This is a genomic window from Phyllobacterium sp. LjRoot231 (genome assembly GCF_964253365.1).
Classification (GTDB): domain Bacteria; phylum Pseudomonadota; class Alphaproteobacteria; order Rhizobiales; family Rhizobiaceae; genus Phyllobacterium.
Genome location: NZ_CAXUQT020000001.1, coordinates 3,533,115 through 3,549,818, shown reverse-complemented (window position 1 = coordinate 3,549,818; position 16,704 = coordinate 3,533,115). Strand labels below are relative to the sequence as shown.

Annotated in this window: 18 protein-coding genes and 1 pseudogene; 12 read left to right on the top strand and 7 right to left on the bottom strand. The window is 56.6% G+C overall.

Annotation, left to right across the window (positions count from 1 at the left end):
• Positions 1–178: 178 nt before the first annotated feature.
• Both ACSQ3H_RS17670 and ACSQ3H_RS17665 read right to left on the bottom strand, forming a co-directional pair.
• Positions 179–1,180, bottom strand: a complete 1,002-nt coding sequence (locus tag ACSQ3H_RS17670) for an NADP-dependent oxidoreductase (protein ID WP_436118236.1) — start codon at positions 1,178–1,180, stop codon at positions 179–181.
• A 60-nt stretch (positions 1,181–1,240) separates the two neighbouring features.
• Entirely contained in the window at positions 1,241–2,056 is an 816-nt protein-coding gene (locus ACSQ3H_RS17665) for an oxidoreductase (RefSeq protein ID WP_436118235.1), read from the bottom strand.
• Between the two features lie 89 nt (positions 2,057–2,145).
• On the opposite strand from ACSQ3H_RS17665, the gene ACSQ3H_RS17660 reads away from it, so the two are divergent.
• Complete coding sequence (locus tag ACSQ3H_RS17660) at positions 2,146–2,577, top strand: winged helix-turn-helix transcriptional regulator (protein ID WP_436118234.1); 432 nt, start codon at positions 2,146–2,148, stop codon at positions 2,575–2,577.
• A gap of 204 nt (positions 2,578–2,781) precedes the next feature.
• On the opposite strand, the gene ACSQ3H_RS17655 is transcribed toward ACSQ3H_RS17660, so the two are convergent.
• On the bottom strand, positions 2,782–3,174 hold the full coding sequence (locus tag ACSQ3H_RS17655) for a GFA family protein (protein WP_436118233.1): 393 nt from the start codon (positions 3,172–3,174) through the stop codon (positions 2,782–2,784).
• 18 nt (positions 3,175–3,192) lie between these two features.
• On the bottom strand, positions 3,193–3,519 hold the full coding sequence (locus ACSQ3H_RS17650; RefSeq protein ID WP_436118232.1) for a hypothetical protein: 327 nt from the start codon (positions 3,517–3,519) through the stop codon (positions 3,193–3,195).
• Between the two features lie 137 nt (positions 3,520–3,656).
• Between ACSQ3H_RS17650 and ACSQ3H_RS17645 the strand changes: the two genes are divergently transcribed.
• Both ACSQ3H_RS17645 and cax read left to right on the top strand, forming a co-directional pair.
• The gene (locus ACSQ3H_RS17645; RefSeq protein ID WP_436118231.1) at positions 3,657–3,983 is read left to right on the top strand and encodes a potassium channel family protein; all 327 of its coding nucleotides are present in this window, start codon (positions 3,657–3,659) and stop codon (positions 3,981–3,983) included.
• Between the two features lie 43 nt (positions 3,984–4,026).
• Positions 4,027–5,121 (top strand): calcium/proton exchanger, encoded by a 1,095-nt coding sequence (gene cax / locus ACSQ3H_RS17640; RefSeq protein WP_436118230.1) that lies wholly within the window; start codon positions 4,027–4,029, stop codon positions 5,119–5,121.
• Positions 5,122–5,284: 163 nt separating this feature from the next.
• On the opposite strand, the gene ACSQ3H_RS17635 is transcribed toward cax, so the two are convergent.
• Positions 5,285–6,259 (bottom strand): ribose-phosphate diphosphokinase, encoded by a 975-nt coding sequence (locus ACSQ3H_RS17635; protein ID WP_436118229.1) that lies wholly within the window; start codon positions 6,257–6,259, stop codon positions 5,285–5,287.
• A 434-nt stretch (positions 6,260–6,693) separates the two neighbouring features.
• Here ACSQ3H_RS17635 and ACSQ3H_RS17630 point away from each other — a divergent pair.
• Positions 6,694–6,836: pseudogene (locus ACSQ3H_RS17630) on the top strand (transposase); the annotation flags it as partial.
• A 38-nt stretch (positions 6,837–6,874) separates the two neighbouring features.
• On the opposite strand, the gene ACSQ3H_RS17625 reads toward ACSQ3H_RS17630, so the two are convergent.
• Positions 6,875–7,309, bottom strand: coding sequence for a MarR family winged helix-turn-helix transcriptional regulator (locus tag ACSQ3H_RS17625; RefSeq protein WP_436118228.1), 435 nt, complete (start codon positions 7,307–7,309; stop codon positions 6,875–6,877).
• Positions 7,310–7,398: 89 nt separating this feature from the next.
• Between ACSQ3H_RS17625 and ACSQ3H_RS17620 the strand changes: the two genes are divergently transcribed.
• Positions 7,399–7,875 (top strand): cupin domain-containing protein, encoded by a 477-nt coding sequence (locus ACSQ3H_RS17620; RefSeq protein ID WP_436118227.1) that lies wholly within the window; start codon positions 7,399–7,401, stop codon positions 7,873–7,875.
• A 357-nt stretch (positions 7,876–8,232) separates the two neighbouring features.
• Here the strand turns inward: ACSQ3H_RS17620 and ACSQ3H_RS17615 are convergent, their stop codons facing one another.
• Positions 8,233–8,688, bottom strand: a complete 456-nt coding sequence (locus ACSQ3H_RS17615; RefSeq protein WP_436118226.1) for a PaaI family thioesterase — start codon at positions 8,686–8,688, stop codon at positions 8,233–8,235.
• An 87-nt stretch (positions 8,689–8,775) separates the two neighbouring features.
• Between ACSQ3H_RS17615 and ACSQ3H_RS17610 the strand changes: the two genes are divergently transcribed.
• From ACSQ3H_RS17610 to lon, 7 genes are all read left to right on the top strand, one after another.
• A complete protein-coding gene (locus ACSQ3H_RS17610; RefSeq protein WP_436118225.1) occupies positions 8,776–9,324 on the top strand; it encodes a hypothetical protein in 549 nt (182 codons plus the stop codon).
• Positions 9,325–9,348: 24 nt separating this feature from the next.
• Positions 9,349–9,786: a CoA-binding protein gene (locus ACSQ3H_RS17605; RefSeq protein WP_436118224.1), complete on the top strand. Its 438-nt coding sequence runs from the start codon at positions 9,349–9,351 to the stop codon at positions 9,784–9,786.
• Between the two features lie 274 nt (positions 9,787–10,060).
• Entirely contained in the window at positions 10,061–11,347 is a 1,287-nt protein-coding gene (locus ACSQ3H_RS17600; RefSeq protein WP_436118223.1) for an O-acetylhomoserine aminocarboxypropyltransferase, read from the top strand.
• Positions 11,348–11,351: 4 nt separating this feature from the next.
• Entirely contained in the window at positions 11,352–11,696 is a 345-nt protein-coding gene (locus tag ACSQ3H_RS17595; protein WP_436118222.1) for a cupin domain-containing protein, read from the top strand.
• Positions 11,697–11,833: 137 nt separating this feature from the next.
• Positions 11,834–12,463, top strand: coding sequence for an ATP-dependent Clp protease proteolytic subunit (locus ACSQ3H_RS17590; RefSeq protein WP_436118221.1), 630 nt, complete (start codon positions 11,834–11,836; stop codon positions 12,461–12,463).
• 210 nt (positions 12,464–12,673) lie between these two features.
• Entirely contained in the window at positions 12,674–13,948 is a 1,275-nt protein-coding gene (gene clpX, locus ACSQ3H_RS17585) for an ATP-dependent Clp protease ATP-binding subunit ClpX (RefSeq protein ID WP_008120789.1), read from the top strand.
• Between the two features lie 333 nt (positions 13,949–14,281).
• Positions 14,282–16,702, top strand: coding sequence for an endopeptidase La (gene lon / locus ACSQ3H_RS17580; protein WP_436118220.1), 2,421 nt, complete (start codon positions 14,282–14,284; stop codon positions 16,700–16,702).
• Positions 16,703–16,704 lie beyond the last annotated feature (2 nt).

The following is a 16,704-nucleotide window of genomic DNA, read 5'->3' as shown; positions in this document are numbered from 1 at the left end:
CAGTCGAGGGTTTCAATAAAGGGGCAGGGCACTTGCGTCAAGTGTCGATTTTTGTGCAGTATCAGAAATAACATAGCAAATACAGCTGCTTATTGAAAAGGTATTATATTACCACATCATTTTGGCGCAATTTGGCCGCTGGATGAGATGGAGCGGCGCCCCCATTGCCCCCCAGGCGTCACTTCACAGCGACGACAACCTTCCCCTTCGCGCGACCCGTTTCGACATAGTCCAGCGCCTCATTGGTCTTCTCGAATGGGAAGACCCGATCCACTACCGGTCGTATGGCACCTGCCTCGATCAGGGAGGTGATCTGACCAAGCTGCCCACCGTTGGCCGTCATGAAGAGGAAGGAATAGCTGATGCCCTGGCGTTTCGATTTTCTCCTGATGCCGAAACTCAGCAGGCGCATCACCTGTTGAAGCAGCCAGCCTGAGCCGTTCTGCCTCGCGAAATCCGGGTCCGGCGGACCGGAAATCGAGATCAGCTTCCCGCCCGGCTTCAGCACACCAAGGGATTTCTTCAGCGTGTCTATGCCGAGGCTGTTCAGTACGACGTCGCAATCGTGCAGGACCTCCTCGAAGTTGTCCTTCTTGTAGTCGATCACGACATCTGCGCCGAGACTTTTGACGAGATCGATATTTACTGTGCTTGTGGTCGTCGCCACATACGCTCCGAGATGCTTGGCAAGCTGGATCGCGATCGTGCCCACGCCGCCCGAGCCGGCATGGATCAGGACTTTCTGCCCCTTCTGCAAGTTGGCCCGCTCGACAAGCACCTGCCATGCTGTCAGGGCGACAAGCGGAATGGATGCGGCCTCTTCCATGGTCAGATTGTTCGGCTTCATCGCTACATCGGCCTCGTCCATGGCGATATACTCTGCAAATGTCCCGATGCGATCCTGGGCCGGACGCGCATAGACCTCGTCACCAGGCTTGAACTGACGGACATTGGCCCCGACCCGGACCACGACGCCCGCTACATCGTTGCCGAGGACCAGCGGAAGGCGGTATGGCAGGATGAGCTTGAACTCTCCATCTCTGATCTTGGTATCCAGAACATTCACACTGGCGGCGTGAACCTCCACCATCACATCATTCTCCCGCAGCTCCGGCTCCGGACTTTCAGCGAAACGCAGGGCACCACCTTTCACATAGCGATCGATCAGGAATGATTTCATAAGAACCAACTTTCGTTTCTGTGGTCAGCCGGCGAAGCCAAATAATGTAGCGATGAACGTTCAGTCGGGAAGCCGACTGAATTTCCGCAGGTTTTTGTCTACGAAGGACTCCGGCAGGAAGCGGCGCATAAAACGAACCTGCCCCGCTGCTTTGCCTGCGGTGTAGCGTCTTTTAGGCGATGCCGCATTGGCGGCCCTTACGACGGTTGCGGCGACTACCTCAGGTGCGTCACCCTTCGCGATGATTTCGCGCATCAGCTTCTCTGCGTTGGCACGATTAGTATCGTACACGGGAAGCGGCTGGTCCGGTCGGGTGATGTTATCTTCGAAGGATGTGCGGGTCACACCCGGCTCGACAAGCACAACGCGGATGCCCTGCGTTCGAACTTCATGATCGAGAGATTCCGAATAGCCCTCGATAGCGTGTTTGGTCGATGCGTAGAGGGCGTTATAAGGAGCGGGAATTAGCCCGAGTATGGAGCTCAAATTGACAATTCGGCCCCTGCGCTGGCGTCTCATCACGGGCAGGACTGCATTTGTCATCCGCAGGACGCCGAACACGTTCACGTCGAACACAGCCTTCGCCTGTGCCGCAGAGGACTCTTCAGCGCCGCCGAGCAGCCCGATTCCGGCGTTGTTGACGAGAAGATCGATCCGCCCTGCGCGGCTTAGAACCTCGTCGACGACCGTCTGCACCGATGCGTCATCGGTTACATCGCAGATCAGCATCGTGATCCCGTCCGGGGTATCGGACATCGGCTTTCGGCTGGTACCGAATACACGGTAGCCATCGCGCCGCAGCGCTCGTGCCGCTACCAGCCCAATGCCTGAGGAAGCGCCCGTGACCAGGGCGATGCCGCGTTCTGTCTTGCTCATTGCGTTCTGCTTTCATTTTGTCGTGGAACATCGATGAATAATCAGTTACTATGAATTTAGTAGTAAGTCACTATCAAAAAGATATTAACATGAAGAATCTTTCAAACCAGCCATGCCTGATCGCCCGGAGCCTTGCCCTTGTGGGGGATGCATGGAGCATGCTGATCATGCGGGATGCCCATGCGGGCCTCACTCGCTTTGATGAATTCCGCAAGAGTCTTGGTATCGCGCCGACGATGCTGACGGGGCGACTTTCAGCTCTGACTGACGAGGGGCTGCTGGAGAAACGCCGCTATTCCGACCGACCGCCACGGGATGAATATCTGCTGACCGAAGCCGGCCGCGACTTTCTGCCGGTGCTGTTTGCGATCGGCGCGTGGGGACGCAAGCATCGCGGCGGGGGCAAGGTGAACCGGTTCTTTGACGCCGAGACCGGAACGGAGATCGATCCCGTCACCATCGACCGCGAGACCGGCGCTCCGGTCGGAACACGTCCCATTCGCGTTGCCGCACCCGAATGACTCGCCCCACGGCGGATGAAGCAGCGCCTGACAACTGCCATTGGAAGCCCGCTTCCGGCGCAAAGTTGCCGGTGGTGGTCCGTTTTTCGAGCCATGCCTCATGGCAGTCGCTGCCAAATACTGATGCCAGATTTATAGGTCCTGAGCCTAGTAGACCATACCGGCTAGAATGCTGTAATGCGCCCTTCGCACCGTTCGTGCGACCTACTCCTCAAAGCGACTCGTGGCGTCACGATCGCGGTCGTATCGTCTCGTGAGCGGAAACGGCGGCAACCAGGACTCACGACGGACGATCCAGCTTTCGTAGGTTGGCATCAGTTGGTCAGGGGCATCCAGGGATCCTACGTTCACTTCGATTTCGTCTGCGGTGCGTGCGAAAATGGACGAGCCGCAGCGGGGACAGAAAAACCGCCCGGCGTAGTCGCGTGTTTCGCCATCGATCGTCACCGCATCCTGAGGGAACACCGCGGAAGCGTGAAAAAGGGCCCCATGATGCTTGCGGCAGTCGAGACAGTGACAAAGGCCGACCCGGTATGGGAGTCCCGACGCCACAATTCGGACGTTGCCGCACAGGCAACCGCCAGTGAATCGGTCCATGCTGCGTCTCCTCCAAAATCAAGCGGGCGGAATGATTACAACGAACGGCACTGTCATTGCAATTGCCCGCTGCGGGCGGGGACGCGTCGTTCTTCCGTAGCGGGCGATAGTGATCATCGCTTCCAGGCGAACAGAGCCTGTCAGATGACACTCCTGCAACATCGGAGCGTTTGGGTGGTTCGCGTTGCACACAAAGCTCCGCACCATAAACAGGCCCGCACTCATGGATATGCCCGCATCGAACAAGCCGTCGGCAAGCTCAAACGCGTCGCCCTGCGATGCGAGAAGACGAAGCGGAATTTCGCATCCCATTGTCGCACTCACAGCAGGCTTCTTCTTGGTCAAATCCGTCCACACCGCCTAGGCCAGGACTCGCTCATCACCGCCACTTGATCAATTTACGCAACGTTTTACCGTAACGTACTTCCGTTACCCGCCGGGTTGCCTATGATCATCGTGGTCCGTTTATCAGGTGAGGTGCGATGGCAAACAGGCAGACCAGGCTCATCTTCTTCAAAGCGCTTTATCAGCAAGTTCTGGTGGTATGGCCGATCTTGTCCGGGATCATCATGGTGATGGTGGCGTGCGGGCTTCTGGTTGGGTGGATAGAAGGCTGGCGCGTGACCGACACTCTCTATTTCACCTTCGTTACCGGCCTCACCATCGGCTATGGCGATCTGACGCCAAAACATTTTTCATCGCGCATCTTCGCTATTGTGATCGGCTTTTGCGGTATCATCCTGACCGGGCTCGTTGCGGCGGTCAGCGTAGAGGCGCTGCGTTCGACGGTTATCGATCGCAAGTCCTGAGCGCTGCCAGCGGCAGTGCTTTTTTGGAATTGGGAGATCTTTCATGAACCATCTATGGCAAGAAATCCGGCACAACCCGATCCTTTGGCTACTCGCCCTCGTGCCCGTCGTTTTTGCGGCGAAGATGGCCAGCCCGGAGGCGCACACGCTGCTTTTTCTGCTCGCGGTATTGGCCATCATTCCATTGGCGACTCTGCTCAGTCACGCCACCGAGTCCGTTGCCGCCAAAACCGGCGATGCGGTCGGCGGTCTCCTCAATGCAACGCTCGGCAATCTCACCGAACTCATCATTGCGCTGGCCGCACTGCGCCTTGGCCAGTTTACCTTGGTCAAGGCTTCCGTGGCCGGAGCAATTGTTGCCAACACTCTGTTTATGTTGGGAGCGTCGTTCCTGCTCGGGGGACTGAAATACCACATTCAGGAGTACAATCGGGTGAACGCGCGTCTGCAAACAAGCCTGCTGTTTCTGGCTACAGTCGCCCTGATTATCCCCTCAGCAGTTGCCTCTGCCGATTTTGAGGTGCCGTCGGAGTTCATGCAAAAACTGAGTGTCGGCCTGTCAGTCGTCCTGATCATCGCCTATGGACTGGGTCTCGTATTCTCACTCAAGAGCCACAGCGAGCTCTTCGGCAGCACAGAAGAGGCTTCGGAGGAGCAGCCTTGGCCAATCAATGTGGCCCTTGTTACGCTGGCGGGCATTACAGTGCTGGTGGCGCTCGTCAGCGAAATCTTTGTCGAATCGGTTCAGGAGGCTGCGGCGACATTCGGAATGACGCCCGCATTCGTGGGCTTTATCGTCGTGGCCTTGGTAGGTGGTGCGGCGGAAATGGCATCAGCCTTTTCCGGCGCTCGCAAGAACAGGCTCGATCTGAGCGTCGGCATTGCTCTCGGAAGTGCTGCGCAAATCGCCCTCTTCGTTGCACCAGTCCTTGTGCTGCTGAGTTACGTCATCGGGCCAGCGCCCATGGACCTGCAATTCTGGCCGGGCGCTGTCGTCATGGTGCTGATCGCCACGATGACCGCCATCATCGTTACCAATAGCGGGCACTCGACATGGTTCGTGGGTGTATTGATGTTGATGGTCTACTTCATTCTTGCGATGACGCTGTATTTGCTGCCGCCTGGCGGGCAGGCGTAGACGTCTTCCACAACTCTTGAATGACCGTTCTTGGGCCCGAAGCAGACTTTAGCGAATGACCGCCCTGCTTGGAGTTTGACATAGAGGCAGCACAGCTCATGACCGGATCAAGTCCAGCGGAGCGGGACGTGTGATGGACAATATGAAGGCACGCCTCGATTGGCTAAAACGCGGCGACTGCCCGGGTTGGGGCGATGTCCTCTGCCAAAAGCGCACTGACGGAATCGCCCGAGTTGATCCGGCGCATGGCTTCGGCGAAGGCAGGCGCGACAGACAGCACGGTCAGCTTGGGCAGGCGCTTTTCGGTGGCGATGGGCACGGTGTTCGTGCAGACGATCTCCAGCACGTCGGGTTCGGCGGCAAGGCGGGCGACGGCGGAGCCGGCGAAAATGGCGTGAGTGGTGGCAATCCGAATGGTGCGGGCGCCATGGGCGCGCAGATGCTGGAGCAGTTCGAGAATGGAGCCGCCGCTGGCGATCTCGTCATCGAGCACGATGACGTCGCGATTGCGGACATCGCCGATAAGCGCCGAGATGCGCACCTGGGTATCGCTCACACGCTCCTTGGCACCGGCGGCGACCGGCACATTGAGGCGCTTGGCGAAGGCGGCCGCGTTTTTGGCATTGCCAAGGTCGGGCGAAACGACGACGCCGCGGCTCAGGTCATAGCGAAAGAAGTGATTGGCGAGCTCGCCAAGCGCATGGAGCTGATCGACGGGCACGCTGAAAAAGCCATGCACCTGCGGGGAATGCAGCGTCATGGTGAGGACGCGACTGGCCCCAGCAGTGACCAGGAGATCTGCGACCAGCCGCCCACCGATGGAAATGCGCGGCGCGTCCTTCTTGTCGGAACGGGCATAGGAAAAGTGCGGGATGACAGCGGTGATGCGCGAGGCTGATGCACCGCGCGCGGCATCGAGCATCAGCAGCAGCTCGACCAGGTTTTCCTGCACCGGCACGCTGAGCGGCTGGACGATGAAAACATCCTGCTCGCGGCAATTGGCCTGCAACTGGACTTCAAGGCAATCGTTGGAGAAACGCTTGGTGCGCACCGGATGCAACGGCACGCCGAGACAGGAACATATTTCCTGCGCAAGTTCGGGATGAGCACTGCCGCTGAAGATGGCTATCTGGTTCACCGCAACCTCCCCCAAAAACTGGTCGGCTTATGGCGGTTGACCCTGTCACAGTCAAGTCTTGCCGGCAGGGCCTGCTGGGAGTTTTTCAACAGTATCCGCGCAAATGTATGGACCGGCTGCGTTTCGCAAGTGAGTTCGTGCATGAATAGCGGAAATCGCTGATATGTATCCGGCCTGTTTGATCAGCTCGCGGGCCGTGGCCTTGATGGGAATACGCACGCGCCTTTGGTCTCATTAGCGGACAGGCTGCGGCGTGAGCAGGCAATCTAGTTCCGGATATGTGAGGGGGCAAGTACGTAACGGTAACATCCGCTTCTCTTGCTTCGATGAATGTCTTCAATGGCCAATAGGGCCAGTGGCATTGCCACTAGCGGCCTTATTGGCGGATTGATTCAATGGTTGCCAACCGAAAGATCCCGATTCCGCGTGATCCTGTGCTGTACAAAAAGCGCTACAAATCGAAAACATGTTCGGTAAGCTCAAGGACTGGCGTCGCATTCACACCCGATATGACGGCGGCGCTCACACCTTCTTCTCAAGCATATACATAGCGGCAGCCGTCATCTTCTGGCTCTGATTAGTGAGTCCTGACCCTAGGGGGTGTAAACGCCTGGACTAGCGAACCAACGGGCTGTCCCAGACGAGAAACAGCAGCGCTTTGAGCTGGGCGAAACGCTCTGGCCCAAGTTCGGCGCTCCACTCACGCTCGATGTCGCGCAATATGTCAACCATCTTCCAGAATGCGGCGTGTCCACGTTCGGTAAAAAGGATCTGCCGCGCGCTGCTTTCACCCGGAACATCCGACCGGACGATGTAGCCGAAACCCTCGAGGCTCCGAAGCAGCTGGTTGATGGCCTGTTTGCTCATACCGGCGCGTTCGGCGAGCGTAGCCGGGCGAACCTGATCCGGACCGGGAAACTGCAGCACCGCCATATGTGGCAGGCGCAGTTCGTCAAACCCGGCGGCGTTGAGCTCCTTGATAAGCCGGCGCTGGATCGCCTGGGCCGGAACGCGCAGCAGTGCGCCGATCAGCATGTCCTCGGTTTTCATCGGCAAACTCTCTGGGATAGGGGCATTGACTCTCGGTAAATGCAGTTTACTACTAGTAGTAAATGTAGTTTACCGAAGGAGATTACGCAATGCCGCAGCCAGCCATAGATCCTCGTGTCAATCCTTCCGACGAAACCATTGCCACCAAGGGGCTCGCGGTCCACTTCCTGCTGACCGGAGACAACTCGAATGACAGCATTGCGGCCTTCGAGCTTCTTGTCCCGGCTTCTCAGCGACTGCCCGTTCCCGCTCACAGCCACGACCATTATGAAGAGACAATCTATGGCATCGACGGTGTGCTGACCTGGACGGTCGACGGGAAACAGATCGATGTTGGGCCGGGACAGGCACTATGCATTCCGCGAGGTGCTGTTCATCGGTTTGATAACAACGGAAGCCTGGACGTGAAGGCACTCTGCATGATTACACCAGCCGCGATTGGTCCGGAGTATTTTCGCGAGGCTTTCGCGGTGGTCAACGCCGCGGCCGGTGCTCCACCGGACCGGGCCAAGATGGCAGAAATCATGCGCCGTCACGGCCTTACGCCCGCAGTGCCTCAGATATAGAGGCTAGGGTCAGGACCCGTTAATCTGGTCGAAATGGTATGAGGCTTTTCGTTCGGATGCGAGGAACAAAGGCGATGGAAATGTTTATCCATTTTCGAGCCTTTGCGACACAGTAGCCGGGCGAAAAGACCATATCCTCCGGACGCCGAAACGGCTGCAAGCTGCCGTGTCGAACCGTTCGGCCGGGGGAAAGGCCCCGCCCTTCACGTCTCTCAGAGCATGGTCCCGAAAAGTTGTTCGACTTTTCTGACAAGACCATGCTCCAATGAAAGAAGCGGCGCATGTATCTTTCGACCCGGCGAAGAGCCGGATCGGAACATGCGCTGCATCTTCTTGCCGTTTCAGGTGCCATTTCGATCATATTAACAGGTCCTGACCCTGGGCTTCGGGGCGCGGTGGTATCGAATAGGTCGACGTTGCGTGCGCCACAAGCTCGCCATTTACGCTGTTGGTTATCGCAATTTCCACGACCGCCAGGCGCTTGCCGAGTTTCAGCAGCGTCGCCTTTGCGTCGATAGGCCCAGGCTGCGGCTTGCGCAGGAAATTGATGTTGAGGTTCGTTGTCACGGCGAGGGCCACCGGCCCGATCTGCGCAAGGATAGCAACATAGGCGGTGATGTCTGCCAGCGCGAACAAGGTGGGCCCGGACACCGTGCCGCCCGGCCGCAGATGCCGGTCCGCCGGATCAAGCCGCATCGATGCAAAGCCTTCGCCGGCGTCGGTCACCACGAAGGCCATTCCTTCGGCATTTACTTGCGGAAATTCACGTTCCAGAAAGGAAGTCAACGCCTCTACATCCATCGCTATAGCCATAAACCAGTCCTTTGCTGTTTTCTTTACACTTCACTACTATCCTTGACGCTCCTATTTCCACATCGTCTTTTCAAGACGGAGGACGTTATGAAACCGCCTGGATTGATCGCAGCATGCTGTGTGTTTGCGCTCGCTTATGCCGGAATTATTGCTACACAGACGACACCGCCCCCGACCCAAGCCATACAACCGTTCAATCTGCCGGAGCGGCCGGTAGCTCTGACCGAGGATACGATCAGACGCTTCCTTTTCGGATTTGCGCCCGTGGCTGCGACCGTACGCGAGTTGGACGGCAGGGGTGAGGCTGTGGAGCGAACGGCTATCCTCGATGCGAAAGCAGCTGAATATGGTTTCGCCGGCTTTTCGGACTGGATAGATACAACGAATACGATCATGGTGACCTATCACTGGGCGACCAACCCTGATCCGCGCGTCGAAGTAGAGCAAGCAATCGCCTCAATTCCCGCCATGCCCAACCTTTCCGAACAGGAAAAGTCCGATATGATCGAGGGATTGAAAGCTGGCCTCGCCAAGGTTGAAAACGCAAAGCCGACGTCGGAGAATATGGCGATTGTCCAGCGTCATTTGCGCACGTTGAAGCCGTTTTATGAACTTTGGGCAGCGCCGGCCGGATGATCGAAAAACAGGACATGCTCGCTGATGCAGGAACATGACTACTATTCCGACGAATATATTCGCGGCATTCTGTCCTCTGTCAAAACCATCGCGCTGACCGGCGCTTCGCCCAATGAAATGCGGCCGAGTTTTTCCGTGATGAGATTTCTGCTTTCGCAGGGATATCACGTCATACCGGTCAATCCGGGGCAGGCGGGAAAGACCATCCTTGGCCAACTGGTCTATGCACGGCTCGCCAATATTCCGGTGCCGATCGACATGGTGGATGTTTTCCGCAACTCCTTCGCCGTTCCGGGTGTGGTCGATGAGGCGTTGGCGCTCGAACCGCTGCCCCGAGTGATCTGGATGCAGCTCGGTGTTTGGGACGAAGCCGCCGCACGCAAGGCGGAAGCAGCCGGGATCAAGGTAGTCATGAATCGGTGCCCGGCAATCGAAATTCCCCGGCTCGGCATGCGCGTCTAGCACCGTCTGCCGGTTGATGAAACGCTCGTTCAATTCATTTTCGCCGATCGCTGAAAAATGCGATGCCTGTGTGCCGTTCCGGCGAACAAGTTGAACGCTTTTACGCGATTCCTATGCAAGAAGTGCCGATTCCTACGCAAGAAACCCCGAAAATGGCACAAGAATCTCAATCGCTGGCTGCAATTAGATTGTCCTTGGTTGCGAAAATGCGCACTTGGCCCCAGCGTCGCAATCCCATAGCCTTGCAGGAGAGGCTGGCAACAGGAGGACAAACATGGCGCATCGCGCACCCGGAATCGAAACATTGGCGGTGCACGCCGGTGCCAGGCCCGACCCGGAAACGGGCGCGCGGGTGACGCCGATCTATCAAACAACGGCGTTCGTCTTCGATGACGCGGATCATGCGGCGTCTTTGTTTGGCCTGAAGGCCTTCGGCAATATCTATAGCCGAATCACCAATCCAACCAATGCGGTACTTGAAGAACGTGTCGCAGCACTTGAAGGTGGAACGGCCGCACTAGCAGTTGCATCCGGTCACGCAGCACAATTCCTGATATTCCATACATTGATGCAGCCTGGGGATAACTTTGTCGCGTCGGACAAGCTTTATGGCGGGTCGATCAACCAGTTCGGCCAGTCGTTCAAATCCTTCGACTGGCATGTACGCTGGGTGAACGGGGTGGATCCCGCAGCGTTCGAGGCCCGGATCGATGATCGTACCCGCGCTATCTTCGTCGAGAGCATCGCCAACCCCGGCGGCATCATCACCGACATCGCAGCAATCGCCGAAATCGCCCACCGGCACGGCCTTCCGCTGATCGTAGACAACACTCTGGCGTCGCCATATCTCATTCGGCCGATCGACTATGGTGCTGATATCATTGTACATTCCGCAACGAAGTTCCTCGGCGGCCATGGCAATTCCATGGGCGGTATCATCGTCGATTGCGGCACATTCGATTGGTCGAAATCGGGTAATTATCCGCTGCTGTCGCAGCCGCGTCCCGAATATAATGGGGTGGTATTGCACGAAACCTTCGGCAATTTCGCCTTTGCCATTGCCTGCCGCGTGCTCGGTTTGCGTGATTTAGGTCCGGCGCTCTCGCCCTTCAATGCCTTCCAGCTCCTGACCGGCATCGAAACCCTGCCGCTGCGTATGCAGCGCCATTGCGACAACGCGCTTGAGGTCGCCAAGTGGTTGAAACGAAATGAGAAAGTGGATTGGATCAGCTACGCGGGATTGGCGGACGATCCCTATTATGAGCTGCAGCAGAAGTATTCGCCAAGGGGTGCGGGCTCGGTTTTCACCTTCGGTTTGAAGGGTGGATATGACGCCGGCGTCAAGCTTGTCGAACATCTGGAGCTCTTCTCGCACCTTGCCAATATCGGCGATACGAGATCGCTGATCATCCATCCGGCCTCGACGACGCACCGGCAACTCAGCGACGACCAGAAGATCGCGGCAGGCGCTGGTCCAGATGTGGTGCGGCTTTCGATCGGCATCGAGAACGTTGCCGATATCATCGCCGATCTTGAACAGGCGCTAGCAAAGGCAGGGTAACCTCATGAAAAATTTCATTAAAATTGATTTCGGCAATATCGACCCCGAGCATGGTGCGCCGAAACCAGAGCGCGTAATTTCTGGAGATCCGCAGTTCCGCACATGGAATTGCGAGGAGGCTGAAGGCAATATTTATGCGGGGATATGGGAGGCGACGCCGGGTAAATGGCGCATCGCCTATGACGAGTGGGAGTTCTGCCATATCCTGTCCGGCCGTTCGATCATCACGGAAGAGGGTGGCGACGAACGATCCGTCGAGGCGGGCGACAGCTTTGTGCTGCGTCCCGGTTTCCGTGGCACATGGGAAGTGCTTGAGACGACACGCAAGGAATATGTGATCAGGCTTTGAATTGAATTCGGCTTGCGTCAAGGATCATGTGTTGAACATCTTGCGGAACCGGGTGGCGACGCCCTATGTATCGAACTAGTCTTCCACGAATCTGGGGTATTTGAGCTCCTTATTCTCCAAAACGCTGAGGCCCACCGATGAGAGATCCAATCGAAACAGCTATGAACCTCGTGCCAATGGTCGTCGAACAGACCAATCGAGGCGAGCGGGCCTATGATATTTTCTCGCGCCTGCTGAAAGAACGCATCATTTTCATTACCGGACCGATCGAGGACGCCATGGCGACGCTTGTCTGCGCGCAGCTGCTTTTCCTTGAATCGGAAAATCCGAAAAAAGAAATCAACATGTATATTAACTCGCCGGGGGGTGTCGTCACCTCAGGCATGGCAATTTACGACACGATGCAATTCATTCGTCCAGCCGTGTCAACGCTTTGCTTTGGCCAGGCTGCGTCCATGGGATCGCTGCTGCTGACTGCTGGCGAGAAGGACATGCGTTTCGTCCTGCCGAACGCACGCATCATGGTGCACCAGCCATCCGGCGGCTTCCAGGGACAGGCGTCCGATATTGAACGCCATGCCCAGGACATCATCAAGATGAAGCGTCGCCTGAACGAGATTTATGTCAAGCATACGGGTCGCGATTACGAGTCGATCGAACGCACGCTTGACCGCGATCACTTCATGACCGCACAGGAATCACTCGAGTTCGGCCTGATCGACAAGGTGCTGGAATCGCGTGCAGTGCTTGAAGGCGACGGAAAGTAACCGGCTAAATCGCCCATGGGGGTCGAAAATGAAGTTTTTTTGACCCCGATGCGGACTTTCTGCCACACATGCGGCTTGCATAGAGCGGAGCAGACGTTACGTTAAGCCATTGGTGAGTTAGAGAAGCCTATTCTACGAATGACTATTCACTTCCACCTGGAGGAAGTGGCGGGCCCGGGAGAGCGGGCCCGATACTGAAAGGAAACTGCAATGAGCAAAGTCAGCAACGGCGGCGGCGATTCCAAGAATACGCTATATTGCTCGTTTTGCGGGAAGAGCCAGCATGAAGTTCGCAAGCTGATTGCGGGCCCGACTGTTTTCATCTGCGATGAATGTGTCGAATTGTGCATGGACATCATCCGCGAGGAAAACAAATCCTCGATGGTGAAATCCCGTGAAGGCGTCCCGACGCCGCAGGAAATCATGGCTGTTCTCGATGATTATGTCATCGGTCAGAACCATGCAAAGCGTGTTCTCTCTGTCGCGGTGCACAACCACTACAAACGGTTGGCCCACGCATCGAAAAACAATGAAGTCGAACTGGCGAAGTCCAACATCCTTCTCGTTGGTCCAACCGGTTGCGGCAAGACCTATCTGGCGCAATCGCTTGCCCGCATCATCGACGTGCCGTTTACGATGGCAGACGCGACGACGCTGACGGAAGCCGGTTATGTTGGTGAGGATGTCGAAAACATCATCCTGAAACTGCTGCAGTCGGCTGACTACAATGTCGAGCGGGCGCAGCGCGGCATCGTCTATATCGACGAGGTCGACAAGATTAGCCGCAAGTCGGACAATCCGTCGATCACACGCGACGTGTCCGGTGAGGGCGTGCAACAGGCACTGTTGAAGATAATGGAAGGCACCGTTGCTTCCGTGCCGCCGCAAGGTGGCCGCAAGCATCCCCAGCAGGAATTCCTGCAGGTGGACACCACGAACATCCTGTTCATCTGTGGTGGCGCTTTTGCCGGTCTCGACAAGATCATCTCGGCCCGCGGCGAGAAGACCTCCATTGGTTTCAGTGCTGCGGTCAAGGCTCCGGACGATCGCCGGGTTGGCGCAATCTTCCGCGAACTCGAACCGGAAGATCTGCTGAAATTCGGCCTAATCCCCGAGTTCGTTGGCCGTCTGCCCGTGATCGCGACACTCGAGGATCTCGATGAGGTCGCACTGGTCCAGATTCTGTCCGAACCGAAGAACGCTTTGGTCAAGCAGTATCAGCGTCTGTTCGATATGGAAAACGTCGAGTTGACGTTCCATGAGGATGCGTTGAAGGCTATTGCCAAGCGGGCGATTGCCCGAAAGACCGGCGCGCGCGGACTGCGGTCGATCATGGAGAAGATTCTTCTCGATACGATGTATGAGTTGCCAACGCTCGACGGCGTCCAGGAAGTGGTGATCTCCGGTGACGTAGTGGAAGGCAACTCAAGGCCTCTCTATATCTATGCCGAACGTAAGGAAGAAAAAGGCAATGTTTCCGCGTAACTTACCGGAAATAGAGCAATGTAACGGCAAGGCTCCGCGTCTCGCGGAGCTTTTCTGTTTTATATTTGGATCGAATTCTGTGCACGGCATTGCAAGAGATTGCGCTCGGGCTGTCGTGAGCGCAGGATAGATTACGATTCTGTGAATAAGCTTGGAGCCTGGGTGCTTGAAACAAGCGGGCCTCCACTCCAAGTAAGTGTTAAGCTGCATAACTGGTAGTACGCCGCTCAATGCATGAGCCCCAAAGTGGATCTAGATTTTGGATTTGGCCATGCAGCTTAAAGGGTACCCGGACGTGGCGATCTGGCCGAATGGCCTGAGAAAGGACATAAAATGACGGTTGCAAGCAAGAAGACACTGGCGGGTGGCGAGAGCGGGCTTTATGCCGTTCTGCCGTTGCGCGATATCGTTGTCTTCCCCCACATGATCGTTCCACTCTTCGTCGGCCGCGAAAAATCCATTCGCGCGCTTGAGGAAGTCATGGGCGTCGACAAGCAAATCCTGCTTGCCACACAGAAGAATGCTGCGGACGACGATCCGCAGGCTGACGCAATCTATACGATTGGTACTGTTGCCAACGTCCTGCAATTGCTGAAATTGCCAGACGGTACAGTGAAGGTGCTGGTTGAAGGTATTGCCCGCGCTGAGATCACCAGTTTCAGCGAACGCGAAGATTATCACGAAGCCGCTGCCGTGACGCTCACAGAACCGGAAGAAGATCCGGTCGAGATCGAAGCGCTCGCTCGCTCGGTGGTGTCGGATTTTGAAAACTACGTAAAACTGAACAAGAAGATTTCGCCTGAAGTTGTCGGGGCCGCCGGACAGATCGAGGATTATTCGAAGCTGGCCGATACGGTTGCCTCGCATCTCGCGATCAAGATTCCTGAAAAACAGGATATGTTGTCGATCCTCTCCGTGCGTGCACGGTTGGAGAAGGCCATGTCGTTCATGGAATCGGAAATCTCCGTCCTTCAGGTGGAAAAGCGTATCCGCTCGCGCGTCAAGCGCCAGATGGAGAAGACCCAGCGCGAATACTACCTGAACGAGCAGATGAAGGCGATCCAGAAGGAACTTGGCGATGGCGAAGATGGCCGCGACGAGTCCGCTGAACTGGAAGACCGCATCAAGAAGACGAAGCTCTCGAAGGAAGCGCGCGAAAAGGCCAATGCAGAGCTGAAGAAGCTGCGCCAGATGAGCCCGATGTCAGCCGAGGCGACCGTTGTTCGCAACTATCTCGACTGGCTGCTGTCCATTCCGTGGGGCAAGAAGTCGAAGATCAAGAACGATCTGAACCTCGCTGACGAAGTTCTCGATACCGAGCACTACGGCTTGGACAAGGTCAAGGATCGCATTGTCGAGTATTTGGCGGTGCAGGCCCGTTCAACCAAGATCAAAGGCCCGATCCTCTGCCTCGTCGGTCCTCCCGGCGTTGGCAAGACCTCGCTCGCCCGTTCAATCGCCAAGGCTACCGGCCGCGAATACATCCGCATGTCGCTTGGCGGCGTGCGGGACGAGGCTGAAATCCGCGGCCATCGCCGTACTTACATTGGCTCGATGCCCGGCAAGGTCATCCAGTCGATGAAGAAGGCGAAGAAATCCAACCCGCTCTTCCTGCTCGATGAGATCGACAAGATGGGCCAGGACTTCCGCGGTGATCCGTCATCTGCTTTGTTGGAGGTGCTTGATCCGGAACAGAATTCGACATTCATGGATCACTATCTCGAGGTCGAGTACGACCTTTCGAATGTGATGTTCGTGACGACTGCCAATACGCTGAATATCCCCAGTCCGTTGATGGACCGTATGGAAATCATCCGTATTGCCGGTTACACGGAAGATGAGAAGCTGGAAATTGCCAAGCGGCACCTGCTGCCGAAGGCAATCCGCGATCATGCATTGCAGCCGAAGGAATTCTCGGTCTCCGAAGACGCCATCCGCGCCATCATCCGCAATTATACGCGGGAGGCTGGTGTCCGTAATCTGGAACGTGAATTGATGAAGTTGGCCCGCAAGGCCGTCACCGAAATTCTGAAAACACAGAAGAAGTCGGTGAAGGTTACGGATGCAAACATCGATGAATATCTCGGTGTGGAGAAGTTCCGCTTCGGCCAGATCGACGGTGAAGATCAGGTTGGTGTTGTTACTGGCCTCGCCTGGACGGAAGTGGGCGGCGAGTTGCTGACCATTGAAGGCGTCATGATGCCTGGCAAGGGCCGCATGACCGTGACAGGCAATCTGCGCGACGTGATGAAGGAATCGATTTCTGCGGCGGCATCCTATGTCCGCTCACGGGCCATCGATTTCGGCGTCGAGCCACCCCTGTTCGATCGTCGTGACATTCACGTGCACGTGCCGGAAGGTGCAACACCCAAGGATGGTCCGTCGGCCGGTGTTGCGATGGTTACCGCCATCGTGTCGATACTGACTGGCATTCCTGTTCGCAAGGATATCGCCATGACCGGCGAGATCACCTTGCGAGGCAGGGTCTTGCCGATCGGTGGCCTGAAGGAGAAGCTGCTTGCCGCCTTGCGCGGTGGCATCAAGACCGTTCTGATTCCGGAGGAAAACGCCAAGGATCTGGTGGAGATTCCGGACAATGTGAAGAACGGCCTTGAGATCATTCCGGTTTCGCATGCGAATGAGGTACTCAAGCATGCACTGGTGCGCCAGCCGGAGCCGATCGAATGGACTGAACCGGTTCATGTGCCGTCTTCGGTTGTCGAGGATGACGCGTCCGCTCAGATCGCTCACTAAGA